The sequence below is a fragment of the Streptomyces sp. NPDC046557 genome (genome assembly GCF_040645975.1).
GTDB lineage: Bacteria > Actinomycetota > Actinomycetes > Streptomycetales > Streptomycetaceae > Streptomyces.
The window spans coordinates 58,575-80,125 of the sequence record NZ_JBEYZH010000011.1 but is presented as its reverse complement, the minus strand read 5'-3'; the positions used below and the strand labels follow the sequence as shown (position 1 = coordinate 80,125).

The following is a 21,551-nucleotide window of genomic DNA, read 5'->3' as shown; positions in this document are numbered from 1 at the left end:
CGGCGGGCTAAGGTCTAGCTGGCCTGTGGACAACCGACAAAACGCGAGGACCCCGCCGATGCTCCAGCACACCCCCGAGCCCCCGGACGTCTTCGCCTGGATCGACGACGCGGAACGTGCGCGCGAACGGGCGGGGCTCGTCCGGACGCTGCGTCCGCGCCCGGCCTCCTCGCCGCTGCTGGACCTCGCGAGCAACGACTACCTCGGGCTGTCCCGGCACCCCGAGATCATCGCCGGCGCGCAAGGGGCGGCCGAGCGCTGGGGCGGTGGGGCCACCGGCTCCCGCCTGGTCACCGGCACCACCGAACTGCACGCCACGCTGGAGCGCGAACTCGCCGCGTTCTGCGGCTTCGAGGCCGCTTTGGTGCTTTCATCCGGGTATGCGGCCAACCTCGCCGCCGTCACCGCGCTGAGCGACCGGGGAACGCTCGTCGTCTCGGACGCGGGCAACCACGCCTCGATCGTCGACGGCTGTCGACTCGCGCGCGCCGACGTCGCCGTCGTCCCGCACGCTGACGCGGACGCCGCACGCAAGACGCTCGCCGGGCACGAAGGTCGTTCCCTGTTGGTCAGCGATTCGGTGTTCTCCGTCGACGGGGACGCCGCCCCGCTCGCCGCGTACGCCGCCGCCTGTCGGGAGGAGGGGGCCGCCCTGGTCGTGGACGACGCGCACGGGCTCGGCGTCCTGGGTGAGGGCGGCCGGGGCGCCCTGCACGCGGCCGGACTCGCGGGGGCGCCGGGAGTGGTGGCGACGATGACCCTCTCCAAGTCCCTGGGCAGCCAGGGCGGCGCCGTGCTCGGACCGGCCAAGGTGATACGGCACCTCGTCAACACGGCCCGGACCTTCATCTTCGACACGGGGCTGGCCCCGGCCGCCACGGGAGCGGCGCTGGCCGCGCTGCGCCTGCTCGGACGGGAACCGGAACGCGCCGCGCGGGCGCGTGAGGTGGCCGCCGAACTGTACGGGCGGCTCACCGCGTCCGGCCTGACCTCGGCCCGGCCGGACGCGGCCGTGGTGTCGGTACGGGCCCCGTCGGCTTCGGCGGCACTGCGCTGGGCCGCCGACTGCCGCGAGGCAGGTCTGTCCGTGGGGTGTTTCCGGCCGCCGTCGGTTCCGGACGGCATCTCCCGATTGCGGCTGACCGCCCGGGCCGACCTCACGGGGGAAGAGATCAGTCGGGCCGTCGCGGTGATCCTGCGTACCGCTCCCGCCGGGGCCACGGCCGGCTGAACGTCACGCCGGGGCGTCCGCCCTGACCGAGGCGAGGAAGCCGTCCCAGGCGGGTCCGGTGAAGAGTACGGCCGGGCCCTCCGTCCGCTTGGAGTCGCGAACGGCCAGGAGACCGCCACTGAGGACGGCCGCTTCCACGCAGTTGTTCATTCCGGTGCTGCGGCTGCTCCGCCGCCACCGCGCGCTGATCAGAAGTCCGCGGGCGGATAAGGGGGTTGCGGACACGGGGGTGCCTCCTTACGCGTCGTCAGCGATAGAGCTGATCAGGTCCGACGAGTCCTGGGGCGGGAGGGCGTGCGCCTGGATGGTGCGGAACGCGGCGCTGTACGCCTCAAGGTCTTCCTTCCGCTCCAGGTAGAGGCTACTCGTCAAATGGTCGAGGACCACCACATCCAGATCGGCGATGTTCGGAAATGAGAAAATTACGAACGGTCCGGTCAGGCCGAGATGACCCCCCACGCTGAACGGCAGTACCTGGAGCCGCACTTGCGGCAGTCGTGCCACCTCCACCAGGTGCCGCAACTGCTCCCGCATCACCCCCGGACCGCCGATCTGACGGCGCAGGACCGCCTCGTCCAGGACCGCGCTCAGCTCCAGCGGAGGGTCGGCCCGCAGCACCGACTGGCGGGCCAGGCGTACGTCGACCAGCGCGTCCACCTTCGGTTCCGGCAGCCCGCCCAGCGCGGCCCGGGTCACGGCGCGCGCGTACTCCGGAGTCTGCAGCAGCCCCGGCACCACCGAGAGTTCGACGGTCCGTGCGGAACGGGCCCCCGCCTCCAGGCTGATGAAGTCCCGGTACTCCTGGGGCAGCAGGCCCCGGTAGTCGTGCCACCACTGGCGGCCCGGCGCGCGCTCGCCCCCCGCGCCCGGGCCCGCCGCCGAGGCGCCCAACGCCTCCAACAGGGCCCGCTGTTGGGTGCTGACCACGTCCCCGTAGGCATCGAGCAGGAGCCGGATGTCCTCCGTTTTCACGCCACTTCGACCCGTTTCGATGCGGCTGATTTTCGACTGGTGCCATCCCACCAACCGGGCGGCCTCACCACTGGTGAGGCCGGTACGGTCACGGAGCGCACGTAATTCCTCGCCCAGCTTGCGGCGGCGTACCGCGGGACCGTGCTGCATACCCGCTCTCCTTCCACCGGCACACCTCGCACCAGTCTGCCGTCCAAATACGCTCTTCCGTAGCAGAGTTCACCGCATTGAGCGACAGATATATGCATATCTTGGGGGAACGACGGAAACGGCGGCACGATGGGTGCACTCTGACGCTCAGCGTAGATCCGGGGCGGCTGCGCCCCGGTGGGAAAGGGACGTCGCCATGGCAGACCACCAGGAAGCATCCGTCACTCTGCCGAGCGACCCGGCCGCGGTCGCCGCTGCCCGCCGGTACGTCGCGGAGGTGCTCGGTGAATGGGGACTGCCCGAGGACTCCGAGACCGCCGACACCGTCCGGCTGATCGTCTCGGAGCTGGCGACCAACGCGGTACAGCACACCTTCGGCCAGTCGCCCACCTTCACCGTCGACGTCCGGCTGGAGCGCGGCGAGTGGCTGCGGGTCGGGGTGACCGACAGCCACCCGCGCCGCCCCCGGCGGCTGCCGGCCGCTGTCCAGCAGGACAACGGTCGGGGGATGGTCATCATCCGCTGGCTCGCCGCGGAGGCGGGCGGCCGGCTCTCGGTCACCCCGACCGAGGACGGCGGCAAGACGGTGTGGATCGCGCTGCCTTGGGCGGCGGCCCCGGCGCGGAGCGCCACCGGCTGTTGAGGACACCGCGGACCCGAGGCCGTGGACGGCCTGCGTATACGGAAGCCCGCGGAAGGCATGCGGAAGCCCGCGGAGGGCGGCTTCCGGGGTGAACCGGGTGCCTCCCGGAAACGTGGGTTAACTCGGCGGAAAAGTGCGGGTACTACTCTGACGCCCGCGCCCTTCCGCCAATGATCACCCATGGGCTGGTAAAGCACTGGTGATCGGGATGGAAAAGCCTGTCCCCGTGTTGGGCAAGACATGCTTGACACGGATATGTGCAGGTCAACAAAGTGTTGAAGGCGATTAGGGTCTTCTTGGCGCGAAGTTGATCTTGTCCCGGAAACTTGGTGATACGTGTGCAACTGACACCGCACGAGCAGGAGAGACTGCTCATCCACGTCGCGGCCGACGTGGCCGAGAAGCGTAGGGCACGGGGGGTACGCCTCAACCACCCGGAGGCGGTGGCCCTGATCACCTCGCACATCCTCGAAGGCGCCCGCGACGGGCGGACGGTGGCCCAGCTCATGGCCTCCGGTCGCACCGTGCTGCGCCGCGAAGAGGTCATGGAGGGGATTCCCGAGATGATGCACGACGTCCAGGTCGAGGCGACCTTCCCGGACGGCACCAAGCTCGTCACAGTCCACGACCCCATCGTCTGAACGGGAGCACCCGCATGATCCCCGGCGAAATCGCCTTCGGGGACGGTCCGGTGCGCCTGAACGAAGGTCGCGCCATCACCCGTCTCACCGTGCTCAACGCCGCCGACCGCCCCGTGCAGGTCGGCTCGCACTACCACTTCGCCGAAGTCAACCCGGGCCTCGACTTCGACCGCGCCGCCGCCCACGGGCTCCGGCTCAACATCGCCGCCGGTACCGCCGTCCGCTTCGAGCCGGGCATCCCCGTCTCCGTCGAACTCGTCCCGCTGGGCGGCCTGCGCACCGTGCCGGGCCTGCGCGGGGAAACCGGAGGGCCGCTCGATGGCTGAGATCTCGCGCCAGACGTACGCGGACCTCTTCGGCCCGACCAAGGGCGACCGCATCCGGCTCGCCGACACCGACCTCTTCGTGGAGATCGAGCAGGACCTCAGCGGCGGACCCGGACGCTCCGGCGACGAGGCCGTCTTCGGCGGCGGCAAGGTCATCCGCGAGTCCATGGGCCAGGCCCGCACCACCCGCGCCGAAGGCTCCCCCGACACGGTGATCACCGGGGTGGTGATCCTCGACCACTGGGGCATCGTCAAGGCGGACCTCGGCATCCGCGACGGCCGGATCTGCGGCATCGGCAAGGCCGGCAACCCGGACACCATGGACGGGGTCGACCCCTCCCTGATCATCGGTCCCGAGACCGAGATCATCGCGGGCAACGGGAAGATCGTCACCGCCGGCGCCATCGACGCCCACGTGCACTTCATCGCCCCCACCGTGATCGACGAGGCCCTCGCCTCCGGCATCACCACCCTCGTCGGCGGCGGCACCGGACCCGCCGAGGGCTCCAAGGCCACCACCGTCACGCCCGGGCCCTGGCACCTGGCCAGGATGTTCGCGGCGCTGGAGGCGTACCCCGTCAACATCGGCCTGCTCGGCAAGGGCAACACCATGTCCCGCGAGGGCATGTACTCGCAGCTGCGCGGCGGCGCCCTCGGCTTCAAGATCCACGAGGACTGGGGGGCCACGCCCGCCGCCATCGACGCCTGTCTGACCGTCGCGGAAGAGACCGGCGCCCAGGTCGCCATCCACACCGACACCCTCAACGAGGCCGGCTTCGTCGCGGATACCCTCGCGGCCATCGCCGGGCGGACCATCCACTCGTACCACACCGAGGGCGCGGGCGGCGGCCACGCACCCGACATCATCACCGTGGTATCCGAGCCGAACATCCTGCCCAGTTCCACCAACCCCACCCGGCCGCACACCGTCAACACCATCGAGGAACACCTCGACATGCTGATGGTCTGCCACCACCTCAACCCGGCCGTCCCGGAGGACCTCGCCTTCGCCGAGTCCCGGATCCGCCCCTCCACCATCGCCGCCGAGGACGTCCTGCACGACCTCGGGGCCATCTCCATCATCTCCTCCGACTCCCAGGCCATGGGCCGGGTCGGCGAGGTCGTGCTGCGCACCTGGCAGACCGCCCACGTGATGAAGAAGCGGCGCGGCTTCCTGCCCGGCGACGGCCCGGCCGACAACCAGCGGGCGCGGCGCTACGTCGCCAAGTACACGATCAACCCCGCGGTCGCACAGGGCCTCGCCCGCGAGATCGGCTCGGTCGAGGTCGGCAAGCTCGCCGACCTGGTCCTGTGGACCCCCGCCTTCTTCGGGGTCAAGCCCGAGGTCGTCGTCAAGGGCGGCCAGATCGCCTACGCCCAGATGGGCGACGCCAACGCCTCCATCCCCACCCCACAGCCCATCCTGCCCCGCCCGATGTACGGGGCCATGGGGCGCGCGCCGGCCCTCAACTCGCTCAACTTCACGGCGCAGGCCGCCCTCGACGACGACCTGCCCGAACGCCTCGGCCTCGACAAGCGGTTCGTGGCCATCGAGAGCACCCGCAAGGTGAGCAAGACGGACATGCGCAACAACGACGCCATGCCCAGGGTCGAGGTCGACGCCGACACCTTCACCGTCACCATCGACGGCGAGGTCGTGGAACCGGCCCCGGCGGCGGAACTGCCCATGGCACAGAGATACTTCCTGTTCTGATGAGCCTCGCAGCACTGCTCGTCCTCGCGGACGGACGCTTCCCCGCCGGAGGGCACGCCCACTCCGGCGGGGCGGAGGCCGCCTGCAAGGCGGGCCGGATCCATGACGCCGCCACCCTCGCGGAGTTCTGCCGGGGCCGGCTGCACACCTCCGGCCTCGTCGCCGCCGGCCTCGCCGCGGCCGCCGCGCACGGCCTCGACCCGGCCGACCTCGATGCCGCCGCCGACGCCCGCACCCCCTCGCCCGCGCTGCGCCTGGCCGCGCGGCGGCTGGGCCGACAATTGCTGCGGGCCGCCCGGGCGACCTGGCCGGCGGCCGAACTCGACGCGCTGGCCGCCGCCTTCCCCCGCGGGGTCCACCAGCCCGTGGTGCTCGGCGTCACCGCCCGGGCCGCCGGGCTCGGGCCCCTGGACGCCGCGCACGTGGCGGCGTACGAGAGCGTCAGCGGTCCGGCCACCGCGACCGTCCGACTGCTGGGCCTGGACCCCTTCGAGGCGAGCGCGGTCCTGGCCGGCCTCGCCCCCGAACTCGACGCCGTGTCCGGTCGGGCGGCGAGCGCCGCACTGCTGGCCCGGCACGAGGGCCTGGACGCACTGCCGGCCGCCTCCTCGCCGCTGCTCGACATCGCGGCGCAGGTCCATGCCGACTGGCCGGTCCGGCTCTTCGCCTCCTGACCGCCGCCGCCCCCCACCCCAAGGAGAACCATGCACCTCGACCACGGCGGGAGCTTCCCCCACCGCCACACCCACAGCGCCGAGCCCGTACGCGCCGACGGCACCCGCCGCGCCCTGCGCGTCGGCCTCGGCGGACCGGTCGGCTCCGGCAAGACCGCCACCGTCGCGGCGCTCTGCCGGGCCCTGCGCGCCGAACTGTCCATGGCCGTCGTCACCAACGACATCTACACCCGCGAGGACGCCGAGTTCCTGCTCCGCGAGGCGGTCCTGCCGCCCGAGCGGATCAGCGCCGTCGAGACCGGGGCCTGCCCGCACACCGCCATCCGCGACGACATCTCCGCCAACCTGGAGGCGGTCGAGGAACTGGAGGAAGCACACCGGCACACCGCGCCCCTGGACCTGATCCTCGTCGAGTCCGGCGGTGACAACCTGACCGCGACCTTCTCCCGCGGCCTGGTCGACGCCCAGATCTTCGTCATCGACGTGGCCGGTGGCGACGACATCCCGCGCAAGGGCGGCCCCGGCGTCACCACCGCCGACCTGCTCATCGTCAACAAGACCGACCTCGCCCCCTACGTCGGCTCCGACCTGGACCGGATGGCCCGCGACGCCGCCGACCAGCGCGGCGACCTGCCCGTGGCGTTCCAGTCCCTGCGCGGGCCCGAAGGCGTCACCCCGGTCGCCGACTGGGTGCGCGGCCGGATCGCGGCCTGGGCCGCACGGTGACCAGCGCGCCCGTCGTCGCCCCGCCGGCCCCCGCCCCGCCGGCCCCCGCCCCGCCGGCCCCCGCCCCGGTGGGTCTGCGGGCCACCGCCCGGATCGCCGCCGTCGCCGACGGCCGGGGCGGCACCGCGCTGCCGTTGCTGGTGGGGGACGGCCCGCTCGCGCTGCGCCGCACCCGCGGCGAGGGCGCCGAGGCCGGCGTCATGCTGGTCGGCGCGATGAGCGCGCCGCTCGGCGGGGACCACCTGAGCGTCGAGGCCGACGTCGGGCCGGGGGCCCGGCTCGGGCTCCGCTCGGCGGCGGCCACCCTGGCCCTGCCCGGCCGGGGCGGCGCGCCCGCACGGTACGACGTACGGCTGACGCTGGCCGAGGCGGCGGCGGTGCGCTGGCTGCCGGAACCGCTGGTCTCCGTACGCGGCAGCGACCTGCGGGTGCGCACCCGCGTGGAACTCGCCGCCACGGCCCGACTGTTGCTGCGCGAGGAGCAGGTGCTCGGCCGCACGGGAGAGGACCCGGGCCTGCTCCGCAGCCGGCTCACCGTCACCCGGGGCGGCGGTTCGCTGCTGGACCAGGAACTGGCCTGCGGGCCGGGAGCCCCCGGCGGTTGGGACGGCCCGGCGGGACTCGCGGGCCACCGTGCGCTCGGGCAGCTCCTCGTCGTGGACCCGGCCTTCGCCGAAAACCCGCCGGCCGCCGCGGTGCTGGGAGAGTTCGCGGCGGTGACCCCGCTCGCCGGACCGGCCGTCCTGGTGACGGCCCTCGCCCCGGACGCCCTGCGGCTGCGGGAACTGCTCGACGCGGCCTGCGCGACGTACGGCTGGTAACAGGAGGGCGGACCCGGGGCGAACCGGACACCGCTCAGCGGTACACCCCCGTCCGCATATCGGGTTGGCAAAGAACCGGGCCGTGCACTGTCGCCCGGTCCCGGTCAGGCGCAAGGATCCCCCTGCACGTCAACGACCGAATCCGACCAAGACGGCTGCCCGCGACGGCAGATGACGCAGGGGGAACAACCACGTGATACGCACCGCGGCGCTGGGGAGCGCCGCCACTCTGATCACCGGCGCACTGGCGGCGAGCCTGCTGCTCGCCCCGACCGCCGAGGCCGCCCCGGCCTCCGGTGACAACGGCTACAACGAGGCGATCGGCGTCCAGGTCGCCGCCGCCCGCGCGGCCCGCGCCGGGATCGATTGGAAGGACTGCCCTGCCGACTGGGGCTTCGAGAAGCCGATCCAGTGCGGCTGGGTGAAGGTCCCGATCGACTACGCCAAGCCGTACGGCAAGACCATCGAGCTCGCCGTCGACCGCGCGGTCAGCACCGGGACCAAGGAGGAGCGCCAGGGCGCCCTCGTCTACAACCCCGGCGGCCCCGGCGGTTCCGGCATGCGCTTCCCGCGCCGGACCACCACCAAGTCCCCGCTGTGGGTCAACACCGCCAAGGCGTACGACTTCGTGGGCTTCGACCCGCGCGGCGTCGGCCACTCGGCGCCCATCTCCTGCGTCGACCCGCAGGAGTACGTGAAGGTCCCGAAGGCGGACCCGGTCCCGTCCAACGAGGCCGACAAGCGCGCCCAGCGCAAGCTCGCCGCGGAGTACGCGGACGGCTGCAAGGAGCGCAGCGGCGAGATGCTGCCGTTCATGACCACGCCGAACACCGCGCGTGACCTGGACGTCATCCGGGCCGCGCTCGGCGAGAAGAAGCTGAACTACCTCGGCGTCTCCTACGGCACCTACCTCGGCGGGGTCTACGCGACCCTGTTCCCGGGCCACGTGCGCCGCATGATCGTCGACAGCGTGGTCAACCCGGAGCAGGACAACATCTGGTACCAGGCCAACCTGGAACAGGATGTCGCCTTCCAGATGCGCTGGAACGACTGGGAGGACTGGGTCGCCAAGAACGACAACGTCTTCCACATCGGCGACACCCGCGCCAAGGTCGAGGCCAAGTGGCTGGAACTGCGCGCCAAGGCCAAGGCCAACCCGCTCGGTGGCGTGGCCGGTCCGGCGGAGCTCATCGGCTTCTTCCAGAACGCCCCGTACTACGACTCCTCCTGGGTACCCACCGCCCAGGCGCTGAGCGCGTACGTCGCCGGTGACGAGAAGCCGCTGATCGACGCGATCACCCCGGACCTCTCCGACATCAAGGGCAACATCAGCACGGAGAACGGCAACGCCGTCTACACCGCGGTCGAGTGCGCCGACGCCAAGTGGCCCACCAGCTGGGCCAAGTGGGACAAGGACAACACCGCGCTGAACAAGAAGTACCCCTTCCTGACCTGGTCCAACGCGTGGATGAACCTGCCCTGCGCGACGTGGAAGTCCAAGCAGAGCAGCCCGATCGAGGTCGGCGCGAGCGCCAAGCGCGGTCTGCCGCCGGTCCTCGTCGTCCAGAGCGAGCGCGACGCGGCCACCCCGTACGCGGGTGGCGTCGAGATGCACCGCCGCCTCGGCGGTTCGCGTCTGATCACCGAGAAGGACGCGGGCTCGCACGGTGTCACCAGCCTGGTGAACCCCTGCATCAACACCCGCGTTGAGGGCTACCTGCTGACCGGCAAGGTCGACGCCCAGGACGTGACGTGCGGGCCGCACGCCGCCCCGGTCGCCCCGGCCCCCAAGTCGACGGCCCGGTCCCAGGGCGCCGAGCGCGCGCCGCGTGAGGAGCTCCCGGCCGTCCGCTAGGACCGTCGGCGGCACCGGAGCACGGAGCGGTGAAGCACCGCGGCACGGAGCACCCGAGCACGGAGCATCGCAGCACGGAAGAAGGCTCAGCGCGTCCCGCGCCGGGCCTTCTTCCGTGTCTGCTCCTGCTCCGCCTTCACCTCGGCCGCGTACCGGTCGACGTACTCCTGGCCGGACAGCTCCAGGACCGCGTACATGATCTCGTCGGTGACGGCCCGCAGGATCGCCCGCTCGCCTTCCAGGCCCGCGTACCGGGAGAAGTCCAGCGGCCGGCCGAAGCGGATCGTGACCCGCCGGATGTTCGGGATCTTCTGTCCGGGCGGCTGGATCTCGAAGGTGCCGACCATCGCACAGGGCACGACCGGCACGCCCGCGCCGAGCGCCATCGCGGCCACCCCCACCTTGCCCTTGTAGAGCCGGCCGTCGTGCGAGCGGGTGCCCTCCGGGTAGATGCCCAGCAGTTCGCCCTTGGCCAGCACCCCGAGTCCCTCGCGCAGCGCCGCCCGGCCGGCGTCCTTGCCGGAACGGTCCACCGGGATCTGCCCGGCGCTGCGGAAGAAGGCCGCCGTCAGGCGCCCTTTGAGGCCCGGGCCGGTGAAGTACTCGGCCTTCGCCAGGAAGGTGATCCTGCGCTTGAGGATCGCCGGCATCAGGAAGTGGTCCGAGAACGACAGGTGATTGCCGGCGATGATCGCCGCGCCCTCCGGCGGGATGTTCTCCAGGCCCTCGATCCGCGGCCGGAACAGCAGCCTCAGCAGCGGGCCGAGCAGCACGTGCTTGAGCAAGTGGTAGAACACCGGCCGTTTCCCTTCACCTGGCGGACAGGTCAGCGTGGCGCCCGCGGTACCGCACGGGTCCGGCGAACGTCCGCATCAGGAGACTGCCCGCGCGAGGCCGCGCACACCGGGGGAAGGGGCGTGTGGGTCACGTACGGCGCGTGGCTGCCAGGCCGGCGGTCAGCAGGCCCAGCAGCACCCACACGAACCACAGCCAGCCGTTGCTGCCGAGCGCCACGGAGTACGCGGCGACGGCCACCAGGGAGCCGACGGTCATCACGGCCATCGCCTTAACGGATCCGCTCATGCCCCATGGTTGCGCGGGGAGGGGCCGACGCGCTACCGGCCACGCCCCTGGAGGGAGGCCAGATACGAGTTGTACGCATCCAGCTCCTGGTCCCCGTTGCGGTCCGCCGCCCGGTCCGAGCGCTTGGCGGCCCGCTGCTCCGAGCGGTACCACTGGTAGACCAGCGCGATCAGCACCAGCACCGATGGGATCTCACTGAACGCCCAGGCGATCCCGCCGCCCCACTGCTGGTCGAGCAGCGCGTCGACGCCCAGGGAGGCCGGCGGGTTCTCGTACGTCTTGATCATCGGCTCGCTCGCCATCATCAGCGCGATGCCGAAGAAGGCGTGGAACGGCATCCCGGCGAACAGCTCCAGCATCCGCATCACGTAGCCGGGACGGTGCGGCCCCGGGTCGACGCCCATGATCGGCCAGAAGAAGATCAGACCGACGGCCAGGAAGTGGACCATCATCCCGATGTGCCCGGCCCTGCTCTGCATCAGCGAGTCGAACAGCGGGGTGAAGTAGAGGCCGTAGAGGCTGGCGATGAACAGCGGGATCGTGAACGCCGGGTGCGTGATCACCTTCAGGTAGCGGCTGTGCAGCAGCATCAGCAACAGCTCGCGCGGACCCTTGACGCCCCGGGCGGCCGGCGCGAGCGCACGCAGCGTCAGTGTCACGGGAGCGCCGAGCAGCAGCAGGATCGGGGAGAGCATGCTGATCACCATGTGCTGCACCATGTGCACGCTGAACATGACCATGCCGTAGTCGTTCAGCTTGGTGCACATCATCAGGGCCACCGTCAGCACGCCCACGGTGAAGGAGACGGTCCGGCCCACCGGCCACGCGTCCCCGCGCCGGCGCAGCCGCGCCACGCCCCACAGGTACAGGCCCAGGCCCAGCACCGAGCCGATCAGGAAGAAGGCGTCGAAGGAGAACTCCAGCCCGCGCCCGAGAGTGAACGGCGGCAGGTCCATGTCCATGTCCATGTTCATGTCCATGCCGTGACCGCTGTGATCCATCTGTTCACTCCCTTGACTGTGGCGCTCCACCACAGTAGTGCCGCCCCCGGACACCGAAGCGTCCGGGGGCGGGTGTCAGAAGGGGGGAAACATCACAGAACGGTCTCCGCCTCGTCGTAACGCTCGACCGGGACCGTCTTGAGGGTCCGCACGGCGTCGGCGAGCGGCACCATCACGATGTCGGTGCCGCGCAGCGCGGTCAGCATGCCGAACTCGCCGCGGTGGGCGGCCTCCACCGCGTGCCAACCGAAGCGGGTGGCCAGGACGCGGTCGTACGCGGTCGGCGTGCCGCCCCGCTGCACGTGGCCGAGGATGACCGGGCGGGCTTCCTTGCCGAGGCGGTCCTCCAGCTCGACGGCGAGCCGGTTGCCGATGCCGGCGAACCGCTCGTGGCCGTACATGTCGGTGCCGCCCGCCTCCAGCGCCATCGAGCTGCCCTCGGCGGGCTTGGCGCCCTCGGCGACCACCACGATCGCGAACCGCTTGCCGGCCGAGAACCGCTCGCCGACGATCGCGGTCAGCTCGTCGATGTCGAACGGACGCTCCGGCACGACGATGGCGTGCGCGCCCGCCGCCATGCCCGAGTGGAGCGCGATCCAGCCGGTGTGCCGGCCCATGACCTCGACGACCATGACCCGCTGGTGCGACTCGGCGGTGGTCTTCAGCCGGTCCAGGGCCTCGGTGGCGACGCCGACGGCGGTGTCGAAACCGAAGGTGACGTCGGTCGAGGCGATGTCGTTGTCGATGGTCTTGGGAACGCCGACGATGGGCAGACCGCCCTGGGACAGCAGGTTCGCCGCCTTGAGCGTGCCCTCGCCGCCGATCGGGATGATGGCGTCCAGACCGAGGTCGGCGAGGTGACCGCGAGCCCGTTCCACGCCGTCGCGCAGATGCGCGGGCTGGACGCGGGAGGAGCCGAGGATGGTGCCGCCGCGGGCCAGGATGCCGCTCACGGCGTCCAGGTCGAGCTTGCGGTAGTCGCACTCCAGCAGGCCCCGCCAGCCGTCGTGGAAGCCGATCACCTCGTCACCGTGGTCGACGACGGCGCGGTGCACGACGGAGCGGATGACGGCATTGAGGCCGGGGCAGTCGCCTCCGGAAGTGAGCACACCAATGCGCATGGCAGGAAGAACCTTTGCAACGTGGGCCGACGACCGGACCACGTCGTCCGGTTGGTACTGCCCGCCAGCCTACAAGCGGATTCCCACTGGACTGAACCATCCTCCACATGCTGGTCACATCCGTCGTGCGAACGCACGTCGGCCCGGACCCCCCAAGGGGAATCCGGGCCGAACGGGGTGTGACGGACGCGTTACGCGGGCTGCGTGGCCGCCGCGATGCGCTCGTCGCGCAGCGCCTCGTACCAGCGGTCGTCCAGGCCCGGCAGCGCGTTCACGTCGAGGGCCAGCTTCAGCAGCAGGTCCGCGATCTGCGGATTGCGGGCCATCACGGGACCGTGCATGTAGGTGCCGAACACCGTGTCGTTGTACGCGCCTTCGGTGCCGTCGCCGGTGCCGTTGCCCCGGCCCAGGCGGGTACGGGCGAACGGCTTGGCCGTCGGACCGAGGTGCGTCACGCCCTGGTGGTTCTCGAAGCCCGTCAGCGGGGGCAGGTTCAGGCGCGGGTCGATGTCGGCGAGCACATCGCCGACGCACCGCTCGCCCTCGCCGCGCACGGTGACCACGTCCAGCAGGCCCAGGCCCTGCTGGCGCTCGCCCATGTCGTTGACGAACTCGTTGCCGAGGATCTGGTACCCGGCGCAGACCGAGAAGACGATCGCCCCGTTCGAGACGGCCCGCTCCAGGCCGCCGTCGCGCACCAGCCGCTCCGCCGCCAGGCGCTGCGGCCGGTCCTCGCCACCGCCGATCAGGTAGATGTCGCCCGAGGTGGGGATGGGCTGGTCGCTGCGCACGTCCACGCGCTGTACGTCCAGGCCGCGCTGGCGCGCCCGGCGCTCCACGACGAGGGCGTTGCCCTGGTCTCCGTACGTGCTGAGCAGGTCCGGGTAGACCCACACCAGACGCAGGCTGTTGTCGCTCATGCTCTTGTGTCCTCTGGAGGTATGAGTACTAGTTGCCGACGCGGCGGCGCACGTCCTGGAAGGCGGTGTAGTTGGCGATCAGCTCGATCTGTCCGGGCGGGGCGAGCTGTACGGCCTCGTCCAGGGTCTCGCAGACCCGGAAGTCCAGGCCCGCGACCTCCAGGCGGACCGCGAGGTCCAGCTTGCGGTCGCCGATCACGAAGATGGGGTGCCCGGCCAGGCGCGGGTAGTCCACGTCCCAGAGCCAGGAGGTGTCCGTGCCGTCGGCGCCGCGCGCGTTGACGGACAGGATCACCGGCGTCGGCGGCGGGTCGATCAGCGAGAACGTCTCCAGCCAGCCCGCGGGGTTCTTGGCGAGCAGCAGCCGCAGTTCACGGCCCTGGAAGGAGACCACGTCGTAGCGGCCGGCGACCGCCTGCACCTGGTACATCCGCTCCAGCGCGACCTGCGGCGGGACACCGAACACGGCGGCCACGGCGGCCGAGGTGGCGGCGTTGGCCTTGTTGGCGCGGCCGGGCAGCTGGAGGTGGATCGGCCACGCGCTGCCGTGCGGGTCGAGGACGTGGTCGCCGGAGAGCACCCAGCTGGGCGTGGGGCGGCGGAAGCCGCACTCGCCGCAGAACCAGTCGTCGCCGGGGCGCTGCATGACACCACCGCAGGAGGGGCACGACCAGGCGTCGTCCTTCCACTCCTGGCCGGCCGCGACCCACACCACGTTCTGCGAGGAGGAAGCGGACCACACGATCAGCGGGTCGTCGCAGTTGGCCACGATGACGGCCTTGGAGCCCTGGAGCCCCTCGCGCCACTTCTCGGCGAGCATGCGGGTCTCGGCGGCGCGGTCCAGTTGGTCGCGGGAGAGGTTGAGCAGGGCGATCACCTTGGGGGTGACGTCCCGGGCCACCCCGGCGAGGTACTTCTCGTCGACCTCGATGACGCCGTACTTGGCGTCCGAGCCGCCCGCCAGGGCGGAGGTGATGCCCGCCGGCATGTTCGCGCCGAGGGCGTTGGAGACCACCGGACCGCTGGCCCGCAGGGCCTCGGCGATCAGGCGCGTCGTGGTGGTCTTGCCGTTCGTCGCGGAGACGAGGACGACATCGAGATGCTGCGCCAGCGCGCCGAGGAGATCGGGGTCCAGCCTGAGTGCGACCTTGCCACCGATCACCGATCCGCTTCCGCGTCCCGCGGCCCGCGACACCGCCGCCGCGGCCTTGCCCGCCGTCACGGCCAGCTTGGCCCGCGGCGAAAGCGGCTCCGTGTTGCCTGCCATCGTCCCTTGTCCTCCTTGCGTCGGTCGGCCCCAGCCTATCCAGTACCTGCCGGGGCCTTGACCGCGGCGCCCCAGGGGCGGCGCGGATCTGCTCATATCTTCGCCCGTCGTACGCTTACGGCCATGCGACAGCGCCTCATCCCCGGTACCACCGGACTCGTCCGCACCATGAGCCTGCTGGGCGATCCGGTGCTCCACTCGCCGTGCGCCGAGGTCACCGAGTTCGGGCCCTCCCTCGCCCGGCTCGTCGAGGACATGTTCGCGACCATGTACGCGGCCCAGGGCGTCGGCCTCGCCGCCAACCAGATCGGGGTGGGGCAGCGGGTGTTCGTCTACGACTGCCCCGACGACGAGGACGTCCGCCATGTCGGACACGTCGTCAACCCGCGGCTGGTGAGCGCCGACGGGGACGAGTTCCGCGGCCCCGAGGGCTGTCTGTCGCTGCCGGGCCTGGAAGCCGGCACTGTCCGCTTCGACCACGCCGTGGTCGAAGGGGTCACCTCCGACGGCGCGCCGGTGCGGATCTCGGGGACCGGGTTCTTCGCCCGCTGCCTCCAGCACGAGTGCGACCACTTGGAGGGCACCGTCTACGCGGACCGGGTCACCGGGTTGCGGGCGCGCCGGCTGCGGCGGGCGATCGCCAAGACGGCCTGGGGCGCGCGGGCACTCGTCGCGGAACCGGGCCCGCGGGCCTGACGCGAGCCGGGCGGCGCTCAGAATCCGGGGCCGCCCACGCGGTTGCCGGCCGTGGCCAGGCGCCCCCACAGCAGGTCCGTGAGTCCGGCCACCAATTCCGCGCGTTCACAGGGGCGTTCGCCGAGCCACCAGTCGCCCGCCGCGTGCATCATGCCGACGATGCCGTGACCCCATACCCGGGCCAGGCGTTCGCCGCCCGGACCGAGGTCCACGCGTTCGCCGATGACCTTGGCCAGTTCCTCGCCGAGGCGGCGCAGCAGCGGGGCCGAGTGCAGGCCGACGTCGAAGCCGCGCTCGGCGGACTGCGAGTCCTCCGCCGGGTGCATGAGGAACCGGTACACCTGGGGCCGGGCCTCGATGGCCGCGAGGTAGGTGTCGAGGGTGGACTCGACCCGGCTGCGCCGCTCGGCCGGGGCGTCCAGGGCGGCCCGCAGGGAGTCCAGCAGGGCGTCGGTGTGCCGGACGGCGAGGGCCTGGTAGAGGCCGGCCTTGTCGCCGAAGTGCCGGTAGAGGATGGGCTTGGTGATGCCCGCCTCCGCGGCGATGGCGTTCATCGAGGCTTTGGGGCCGTCCCTGAGTACGACGCGGTCGGCCGCTTCGAGCAGCTCCCGCCGTCGGCGCTCGGCCGCTCCCGGTTCGCCGGCCTGCTGCGTGGTCTCCATGACGTGTTTCTCTCCCCGCCCTTGCGATGTGCGTGACGCCCACGCAACGTAACACCCCGCACACCGTGGTGATCGACCCGGCGGCGGTCCCGTGGCCGGTCCGTGCCCCGCTTGACAGTGCTTACTCGTCGGTAACAGACTGGGACGCCGTGGCTGGTTACCGCAGGTAACAGCCTGCCGGTGAACGGCACGGGTACGCGAGACAGCTGGAGGGGACATGGCGGAGTTCACCATGGAGCTCAACGACGACCAGAAGCAGGTGCGTGACTGGATCCACGGTTTCGCCGCCGATGTGATCCGGCCCGCGGCCGCCGAGTGGGACGAACGCGAAGAGACTCCCTGGCCCGTCATCCAGGAGGCCGCCAAGGTCGGCATCTACTCCCTCGACTTCTACGCCCAGCAGTTCTTCGACCCGACCGGTCTCGGCATCCCCATGGCGATGGAGGAGCTCTTCTGGGGCGACGCCGGCATCGCCCTGTCGATCGTCGGCACCGGCCTCGCGGCCATCGGCGTCCTCGCCAACGGCACGGAGGAGCAGATCGGCACCTGGATCCCGCAGATGTACGGCGACGCGACCGACGTCAAGGTCGCCGCGTTCTGCTCCTCGGAGCCGGACGCCGGCTCCGACGTGGGGGCCATGCGCACCCGCGCCGTCTACGACGAGGTCAAGGACGAGTGGGTCCTGAACGGCACCAAGACCTGGGCGACCAACGGCGGCATCGCCAACGTCCACATCGTCGTCGCCGTGGTCGACCCCGAACTCGGGACGAAGGGCCACGCCTCCTTCATCGTGCCGCCGAACACGCCGGGCCTGTCGCAGGGGCAGAAGTTCAAGAAGCACGGCATCCGCGCCTCGCACACCGCCGAGGTCGTCCTGGAGGACTGCCGCGTCCCCGGCTCCTGCCTGCTCGGTGGGAAGGAGAAACTGGACGAGCGCCTCGCTCGCGCCCGCGAGCGGGCCAAGGCGGGCGGCGGCGAGCGGCTGAAGAACGCGGCCATGGCCACCTTCGAGGCGTCCCGTCCGGCCGTGGGCGCCATGGCCGTCGGCACGGCGCGCGCCGCATACGAGGTCGCCCTCGACTACGCCAAGACGCGGACCCAGTTCGGCCGTCCGATCATCGACAACCAGGGTGTGGCCTTCCAACTCGCCGACATGCGCACTCAGATCGACGCGGCCCGGCTGCTGGTGTGGCGGGCCTCGTGGATGGCCGTCGCGGGCAAGCCGTTCACCTCGGCGGAGGGCTCGATGTCCAAGCTCTTCGCGAGCGAGGTCGCGAAGAAGGTCACCGCCCAGGCGGTCCAGATCCTCGGCGGGAACGGTTTCACCCGGGAGTACCCGGTGGAGCGCATGCACCGCGACAGCGCGATCTACACCATCTTCGAGGGCACGAGCGAGATCCAGCGCCTCGTGATCGCCCGCACGATCTCGGAGATGCCCATCCGCTAGTGCCGGCGCATCCGGCCGCCCCCGTCCCCCCGTCCCCGCGTCTTCGCGCGGGGACGGGGGCGGTCTGCGGTCAGCTCGTCGCGGCGCCGATCACGACCAGGGCGACGATCGACAGGGCGACCAAGACCATCGGTGTCGCGATGATCAGCGCGGGCGGCCGCTGCCAGAGCGGCTTGCCCGGGTCGAGCGGGGGTCGGAAACCGCCCACCGGAGGGGCGAGCTTGCGGAACGCGGAGCGGGGCACGAGGTTGATCAGCACCGTCAGCGGCGTGATGAACAAGGACGCCGGGCCCCACCAGCCCTGCCACAGGGTCTTCGTCGACATGTCGCGCACGATCGAGGTACCGCAGTCCCGGCAGAACGGGCCGTGCGTGCTCAGGAACCGCATCATCACCAGCAGACCCTGGTGTCCGCGCACGGTGCCGGGCGCGGCCGGCTGGGCCCCGCAGAAGCGGCAGGCGTAACCGGGCTGTCCGGCCTGCTGCGGCTGCTGCTGGTAGGCGGCGTAAGGGTTCCCGTACGGAGCCCCCTGTGGCGGCGGCTGCTGGGGCATCGCGTACGGATTGTGCTGCGCGGCCGCGCCCTGCTGTGGCGGCATGCCGTACGGGTTCTGCGGGGCGGCGCCCTGCTGCGGCGGTGGCGGAGTGGCCATGGAGGTCCCCCTGGAGACGTGACGTGATCACCGGGCGCGGTGATCACGGCACCCTAGCCCCACTTGTCAGGAACGTAGCAACCGGGAGAGGGCGCGGCCGAACAGCAGCCGGCCGGCCGCCGCCAGGACCGGGTCGAAGGGCCGCCCGAGCCCCCGTACCCGCAGGTCCTCCAGCCACCGCACCTCCGCGCCGGCCGGCTCCAGCGGCCGGACCTCGATCTGCGCCCACCCCATGACCACGCGGCCCTGCTTGACGAGGCGCACCAGCCCCGCCGAGCCCGCCGTCGGCGGCTGCCAGACGGTGACTTCCATCGGGTCGTCGAAGGTGACCCTCCCCACTCCGGTGCGCGCCGTGAAGCGCGTCCCGACGCGGGTGGGCGGCGCCGTTTCGACCGTCGTCCGGGTCAAGGGGACCTGGGACCCGTGGCGCGTCCAGTCCGTCAGCCTCCGCCATGCCTCGGGCGCCGGGAGGGAGGTGCGGTGAACGATCCGGATCGGGGGCATGAGCGCATGGTAATCGGGCATACACACCCTGAACTCGACCGCGAATATGGGTTCCGTCAGGGGGCGGCGATCAGCAATACTCACCGCCACCGTGGATCGCGGATTCGACCGGGTGACCACCGGCCCTCCCGCCCCACACTGCGAGGAGGTGCGCCATGTGCTCCCACCAGCCCCCCTGCCCGTCCGCCGACAGCGCCGATCACGACGCTGCCCGCACCGTGGCCTTCCACCCCGAACAGGGATGGAGCCTGCTCTGCAACGGTCTGGTGGTGTTCGACGACACCGGGGAGCTGCTCCCCGACGGCCGCACGGTGGAACCCCGCCGACCGGCCCTGGTCTGAGCCAGGAGGCAGCATGCGCCAGCAGCTGATCCGCAAGCCCGTCCCCAAGCCCGCCCCCCGAGACCTGGATCTGCGCACCCCGTCGGGCAGGCCCCTCCCGTACTGACGGCGGCCCGCCCGCCGCCGGTCCGGGAGGCGGGGTGCCCACGGGCGCGCGGTCAGGCGGTCGCCGCCGCCGCGCCGCCCCGGAACGCGCTCTCGTACGCGGCGTCGCCGATCGCGGCGCGGGCCCGCCGCTCGCCCTCGTCCCGCAGCGCCGTCAGTGACGGGGAGCCCATCTGCGGGCGCCCCACCGTGCGCCACCACGCGTGCCCGGTGCCCAGCAGCCGCGCCGCCAGTTCCCCGTCGCCCAGCCCCGCCACGGCCGCCGCGAGCAGATCGAGGCCGAGCGCGATGCCGAAGCGGTCGCCCAGCAGCCGCTTCCCGGACAGCATGGCCCGTGCGTGCCGGGCCGCCTCACCGTGGTCGCCGGCGCCCAGCGCCGCGACCGCCAGGATGTAATCGGCGTAGGCGCGGAGCCACCGCTCACCCAGCGCCGCACACGCCTCGCGCAGCCCCCGCGCCTCCTCGGTGGCCTCTTCGAACCGCCGCTCGTCGCACAGCGCGAAGCCGGAGGCCAGTCGGCACAGCAGCCGGCCCGTCCCGTCAGTGCGGCCACCGTGGGCGGCCCGTGCCCGCGGTCCCGCCAGCCCGAGCGCCCCGACCGGGTCCCCCGGCATCATCACCGCGACCGCGTGCAGATAGGCGGCCCGCAGCTCCGGTTCGGGGTCCCCGAGCCGGGACGCCTCGCGGGCGCACCGCCGGCCGAGCTCCGCTGCCGTTCCCATGTCGCCCTGGAGGAGGGTCGTGAGCCCCAGCGCCCACACCGCCTGGGTGTACGCGGGGCCCGTGCGCGGACCGGTCGCGAGCGCCCGTTCCAGGAAGGCGCGGCCCTCGTGGACGTGCCCGCAGGCGAACCAGAAGAACCAGAGCGCCCCGGCCATCTCCTGGGCCGCTTCCGAGTCGGTGCCCAGCAGGTGCTCCAAGGCGGTCCGCAGCTGCGCGTGCTCGGCGCTCATCCTGCGGTACCAGTCGACCTGCCCCGGCCCCATCCAGCCCCGCTCCGCCGCGTGGCACAGCGCCGCGTACCAGTGGGCGTGCCGGTCCGCGACGGCGCGCAGCTCCCCGAGTTCGGCCAGCCAGTCGCGCCCGTACTCGCGGATCGTGTCCAGCATCCGGTAGCGGGCGCCCGCGCCGCGCTCCTCGGTGCGCCGGACCACGGACTTCGCGACCAGCCCGGCCAGCACCCGCTCCACCCGGGCGGCGGGCAGCGGACCGCCCGCGCAGACCGTCCGGGCGGCGGCCACGTCGAAGTCGCCGGTGAACACGGACAGTCGGGCCCACAGCAACCGCTCCACCGGCTCGCACAGTTCGTGGCTCCAGCCGATCGCGGTCCGCAGGGTCTGGTGGCGCGGCAGCAGCGCCCGGGCGTCGGTCAGCACCTCGAACCGGGCGTCCAGCCGCCTCACCATCTGCTCCAGCGTCCACATCCGCATCCGGGCGCCCGCCAGTTCCAGGGCGAGCGGGATCCCGTCGAGCCTGCGGCACACCTCGGCTGCCAGCAGAGCCCGTTCGGGATCCAGGAACGCGTCCGCGGCCTCGGGCATCGCCGCGACGGCGCGGGCGCGGAACAGGGCGAGGGCGTCGCTGTCCGGTGCCTCGTACGGCAGGGGGCACACCTCGAAGACCATCTCGCGCGGACTGCCCAGCGGTTCGCGCGAGGTGACGAGCACCGTCAGCCCGGGCGCGGACTGCAGCAGTTCGCCGACGAGGTGGCGGCACGCGGGGATCAGGTGCTCGCAGGTGTCCAGGACCAGGAGCAGGTCCTTGTCGGCCATCCACGCGCAGAGTTCCTCGTCGAGGGGGCGCGGGGAGTGGCCCGCGAGCCCGATGGCCTGCGCCACGGTGGCGGTGAGCAGGCCCGGATCGCGCAGCGGTGACAGCTCGACCCACCAGATCCCGTCGGGCCGGGGCCGGCCGGTCGAGGCGGCGCGGAGGGCGAGCCGGGACTTGCCGACTCCGCCCACCCCCGTCAGGGTGACCAGCCGCCCCATGTCCAAAAGCG

Annotated in this window: 24 protein-coding genes; 12 read left to right on the top strand and 12 right to left on the bottom strand. The window is 72.0% G+C overall.

Going from position 1 to position 21,551, the window contains the following annotated elements; genetic code table 11:
* Nucleotides 1-58 precede the first annotated feature (58 nt).
* Nucleotides 59-1,231, top strand: coding sequence for an 8-amino-7-oxononanoate synthase (locus ABZ934_RS20455; protein ID WP_361315022.1), 1,173 nt, complete (start codon nt 59-61; stop codon nt 1,229-1,231).
* Nucleotides 1,232-1,234: 3 nt separating this feature from the next.
* Here ABZ934_RS20455 and ABZ934_RS20450 read toward each other — a convergent pair whose 3' ends face one another.
* Both ABZ934_RS20450 and ABZ934_RS20445 read right to left on the bottom strand, forming a co-directional pair.
* Entirely contained in the window at nt 1,235-1,456 is a 222-nt protein-coding gene (locus tag ABZ934_RS20450; RefSeq protein WP_361315020.1) for a DUF397 domain-containing protein, read from the bottom strand.
* Nucleotides 1,457-1,468: 12 nt separating this feature from the next.
* Entirely contained in the window at nt 1,469-2,353 is an 885-nt protein-coding gene (locus tag ABZ934_RS20445; RefSeq protein ID WP_361315017.1) for a helix-turn-helix transcriptional regulator, read from the bottom strand.
* A gap of 196 nt (nt 2,354-2,549) precedes the next feature.
* Here ABZ934_RS20445 and ABZ934_RS20440 point away from each other — a divergent pair, with 196 nt between their 5' ends.
* The 8 genes from ABZ934_RS20440 (at nt 2,550) to ABZ934_RS20405 (ending at nt 9,753) form a co-directional block, all read left to right on the top strand.
* A complete protein-coding gene (locus ABZ934_RS20440; protein WP_361315015.1) occupies nt 2,550-2,996 on the top strand; it encodes an ATP-binding protein in 447 nt (148 codons plus the stop codon).
* Nucleotides 2,997-3,334: 338 nt separating this feature from the next.
* Nucleotides 3,335-3,637 (top strand): urease subunit gamma, encoded by a 303-nt coding sequence (locus ABZ934_RS20435; RefSeq protein WP_361315012.1) that lies wholly within the window; start codon nt 3,335-3,337, stop codon nt 3,635-3,637.
* A 14-nt stretch (nt 3,638-3,651) separates the two neighbouring features.
* Nucleotides 3,652-3,963 (top strand): urease subunit beta, encoded by a 312-nt coding sequence (locus tag ABZ934_RS20430; RefSeq protein WP_136211536.1) that lies wholly within the window; start codon nt 3,652-3,654, stop codon nt 3,961-3,963.
* Nucleotides 3,956-5,677: an urease subunit alpha gene (locus tag ABZ934_RS20425; RefSeq protein ID WP_361315010.1), complete on the top strand. Its 1,722-nt coding sequence runs from the start codon at nt 3,956-3,958 to the stop codon at nt 5,675-5,677. Before ABZ934_RS20430 ends, ABZ934_RS20425 begins: the two co-directional genes overlap by 8 nt.
* Entirely contained in the window at nt 5,677-6,351 is a 675-nt protein-coding gene (locus ABZ934_RS20420; RefSeq protein WP_361315007.1) for an urease accessory UreF family protein, read from the top strand. The genes ABZ934_RS20425 and ABZ934_RS20420 overlap by 1 nt, the downstream gene beginning before the upstream one ends.
* Nucleotides 6,352-6,381: 30 nt before the next feature.
* Nucleotides 6,382-7,077, top strand: coding sequence for an urease accessory protein UreG (ureG, locus tag ABZ934_RS20415; protein WP_361315005.1), 696 nt, complete (start codon nt 6,382-6,384; stop codon nt 7,075-7,077).
* 68 nt (nt 7,078-7,145) lie between these two features.
* Nucleotides 7,146-7,898, top strand: coding sequence for an urease accessory protein UreD (locus tag ABZ934_RS20410; RefSeq protein WP_361315203.1), 753 nt, complete (start codon nt 7,146-7,148; stop codon nt 7,896-7,898).
* A gap of 193 nt (nt 7,899-8,091) precedes the next feature.
* Entirely contained in the window at nt 8,092-9,753 is a 1,662-nt protein-coding gene (locus ABZ934_RS20405) for an alpha/beta hydrolase (RefSeq protein ID WP_361315003.1), read from the top strand.
* A gap of 86 nt (nt 9,754-9,839) precedes the next feature.
* On the opposite strand, the gene ABZ934_RS20400 is transcribed toward ABZ934_RS20405, so the two are convergent.
* The 6 genes from ABZ934_RS20400 to ABZ934_RS20375 all read right to left on the bottom strand — a co-directional run bounded on the left by ABZ934_RS20400 (nt 9,840) and on the right by ABZ934_RS20375 (nt 15,145).
* Entirely contained in the window at nt 9,840-10,550 is a 711-nt protein-coding gene (locus ABZ934_RS20400; RefSeq protein WP_361315001.1) for a lysophospholipid acyltransferase family protein, read from the bottom strand.
* Nucleotides 10,551-10,677: 127 nt separating this feature from the next.
* On the bottom strand, nt 10,678-10,836 hold the full coding sequence (locus ABZ934_RS20395) for a hypothetical protein (protein ID WP_361314999.1): 159 nt from the start codon (nt 10,834-10,836) through the stop codon (nt 10,678-10,680).
* A gap of 32 nt (nt 10,837-10,868) precedes the next feature.
* Nucleotides 10,869-11,837 carry a cytochrome c oxidase assembly protein gene (locus tag ABZ934_RS20390; protein ID WP_361314996.1) on the bottom strand — a complete coding sequence of 323 codons (969 nt, stop codon included), beginning with the start codon at nt 11,835-11,837 and terminating at the stop codon, nt 10,869-10,871.
* 92 nt (nt 11,838-11,929) lie between these two features.
* A complete protein-coding gene (locus ABZ934_RS20385) occupies nt 11,930-12,958 on the bottom strand; it encodes a 6-phosphofructokinase (protein ID WP_361314993.1) in 1,029 nt (342 codons plus the stop codon).
* A 191-nt stretch (nt 12,959-13,149) separates the two neighbouring features.
* Nucleotides 13,150-13,878: a glutamine amidotransferase gene (locus ABZ934_RS20380; protein WP_361314991.1), complete on the bottom strand. Its 729-nt coding sequence runs from the start codon at nt 13,876-13,878 to the stop codon at nt 13,150-13,152.
* Nucleotides 13,879-13,906: 28 nt separating this feature from the next.
* The gene (locus ABZ934_RS20375; protein ID WP_136211516.1) at nt 13,907-15,145 is read right to left on the bottom strand and encodes a MurT ligase domain-containing protein; all 1,239 of its coding nucleotides are present in this window, start codon (nt 15,143-15,145) and stop codon (nt 13,907-13,909) included.
* A 123-nt stretch (nt 15,146-15,268) separates the two neighbouring features.
* Here ABZ934_RS20375 and def point away from each other — a divergent pair, with 123 nt between their 5' ends.
* On the top strand, nt 15,269-15,841 hold the full coding sequence (gene def / locus ABZ934_RS20370; RefSeq protein WP_361314989.1) for a peptide deformylase: 573 nt from the start codon (nt 15,269-15,271) through the stop codon (nt 15,839-15,841).
* Nucleotides 15,842-15,858: 17 nt separating this feature from the next.
* Here the strand turns inward: def and ABZ934_RS20365 are convergent, their stop codons facing one another.
* Nucleotides 15,859-16,503 carry a TetR family transcriptional regulator gene (locus ABZ934_RS20365; RefSeq protein ID WP_361314987.1) on the bottom strand — a complete coding sequence of 215 codons (645 nt, stop codon included), beginning with the start codon at nt 16,501-16,503 and terminating at the stop codon, nt 15,859-15,861.
* A gap of 217 nt (nt 16,504-16,720) precedes the next feature.
* Between ABZ934_RS20365 and ABZ934_RS20360 the strand changes: the two genes are divergently transcribed.
* Nucleotides 16,721-17,950 (top strand): acyl-CoA dehydrogenase family protein, encoded by a 1,230-nt coding sequence (locus tag ABZ934_RS20360; RefSeq protein WP_361314985.1) that lies wholly within the window; start codon nt 16,721-16,723, stop codon nt 17,948-17,950.
* Nucleotides 17,951-18,020: 70 nt separating this feature from the next.
* On the opposite strand, the gene ABZ934_RS20355 is transcribed toward ABZ934_RS20360, so the two are convergent.
* Together ABZ934_RS20355 and ABZ934_RS20350 are read right to left on the bottom strand one after the other, a co-directional pair.
* The gene (locus ABZ934_RS20355; protein ID WP_361314983.1) at nt 18,021-18,602 is read right to left on the bottom strand and encodes a hypothetical protein; all 582 of its coding nucleotides are present in this window, start codon (nt 18,600-18,602) and stop codon (nt 18,021-18,023) included.
* Nucleotides 18,603-18,668: 66 nt separating this feature from the next.
* On the bottom strand, nt 18,669-19,106 hold the full coding sequence (locus ABZ934_RS20350; RefSeq protein ID WP_361314981.1) for an SRPBCC family protein: 438 nt from the start codon (nt 19,104-19,106) through the stop codon (nt 18,669-18,671).
* 155 nt (nt 19,107-19,261) lie between these two features.
* Here ABZ934_RS20350 and ABZ934_RS20345 point away from each other — a divergent pair, with 155 nt between their 5' ends.
* Nucleotides 19,262-19,447: a DUF5999 family protein gene (locus ABZ934_RS20345; protein ID WP_136211506.1), complete on the top strand. Its 186-nt coding sequence runs from the start codon at nt 19,262-19,264 to the stop codon at nt 19,445-19,447.
* A gap of 158 nt (nt 19,448-19,605) precedes the next feature.
* Here ABZ934_RS20345 and ABZ934_RS20340 read toward each other — a convergent pair whose 3' ends face one another.
* Nucleotides 19,606-21,540: an NB-ARC domain-containing protein gene (locus tag ABZ934_RS20340; protein WP_361314979.1), complete on the bottom strand. Its 1,935-nt coding sequence runs from the start codon at nt 21,538-21,540 to the stop codon at nt 19,606-19,608.
* Between the last annotated feature and the right edge of the window lie 11 nt (nt 21,541-21,551).

Excerpts from the sequence above, each read along its gene's own strand:
- ureG (WP_361315005.1), top strand. The coding sequence starts at position 6,382 with ATGCACCTCGACCACGGCGGGAGCTTCCCCCACCGCCACACCCACAGC.
- ABZ934_RS20430 (WP_136211536.1), top strand. The coding sequence starts at position 3,652 with ATGATCCCCGGCGAAATCGCCTTCGGGGACGGTCCGGTGCGCCTGAAC.
- ABZ934_RS20395 (WP_361314999.1), bottom strand. The coding sequence starts at position 10,836 with ATGAGCGGATCCGTTAAGGCGATGGCCGTGATGACCGTCGGCTCCCTG.
- ABZ934_RS20375 (WP_136211516.1), bottom strand. The coding sequence starts at position 15,145 with ATGGCAGGCAACACGGAGCCGCTTTCGCCGCGGGCCAAGCTGGCCGTG.
- ABZ934_RS20390 (WP_361314996.1), bottom strand. The coding sequence starts at position 11,837 with ATGGATCACAGCGGTCACGGCATGGACATGAACATGGACATGGACATG.
- def (WP_361314989.1), top strand. The coding sequence starts at position 15,269 with ATGCGACAGCGCCTCATCCCCGGTACCACCGGACTCGTCCGCACCATG.
- ABZ934_RS20365 (WP_361314987.1), bottom strand. The coding sequence starts at position 16,503 with ATGGAGACCACGCAGCAGGCCGGCGAACCGGGAGCGGCCGAGCGCCGA.
- ABZ934_RS20345 (WP_136211506.1), top strand. The coding sequence starts at position 19,262 with ATGTGCTCCCACCAGCCCCCCTGCCCGTCCGCCGACAGCGCCGATCAC.
- ABZ934_RS20380 (WP_361314991.1), bottom strand. The coding sequence starts at position 13,878 with ATGAGCGACAACAGCCTGCGTCTGGTGTGGGTCTACCCGGACCTGCTC.
- ABZ934_RS20360 (WP_361314985.1), top strand. The coding sequence starts at position 16,721 with ATGGCGGAGTTCACCATGGAGCTCAACGACGACCAGAAGCAGGTGCGT.
- ABZ934_RS20425 (WP_361315010.1), top strand. The coding sequence starts at position 3,956 with ATGGCTGAGATCTCGCGCCAGACGTACGCGGACCTCTTCGGCCCGACC.
- ABZ934_RS20420 (WP_361315007.1), top strand. The coding sequence starts at position 5,677 with ATGAGCCTCGCAGCACTGCTCGTCCTCGCGGACGGACGCTTCCCCGCC.
- ABZ934_RS20445 (WP_361315017.1), bottom strand. The coding sequence starts at position 2,353 with ATGCAGCACGGTCCCGCGGTACGCCGCCGCAAGCTGGGCGAGGAATTA.
- ABZ934_RS20440 (WP_361315015.1), top strand. The coding sequence starts at position 2,550 with ATGGCAGACCACCAGGAAGCATCCGTCACTCTGCCGAGCGACCCGGCC.
- ABZ934_RS20355 (WP_361314983.1), bottom strand. The coding sequence starts at position 18,602 with ATGGCCACTCCGCCACCGCCGCAGCAGGGCGCCGCCCCGCAGAACCCG.
- ABZ934_RS20340 (WP_361314979.1), bottom strand. The coding sequence starts at position 21,540 with ATGGGGCGGCTGGTCACCCTGACGGGGGTGGGCGGAGTCGGCAAGTCC.
- ABZ934_RS20455 (WP_361315022.1), top strand. The coding sequence starts at position 59 with ATGCTCCAGCACACCCCCGAGCCCCCGGACGTCTTCGCCTGGATCGAC.
- ABZ934_RS20385 (WP_361314993.1), bottom strand. The coding sequence starts at position 12,958 with ATGCGCATTGGTGTGCTCACTTCCGGAGGCGACTGCCCCGGCCTCAAT.
- ABZ934_RS20350 (WP_361314981.1), bottom strand. The coding sequence starts at position 19,106 with ATGCCCCCGATCCGGATCGTTCACCGCACCTCCCTCCCGGCGCCCGAG.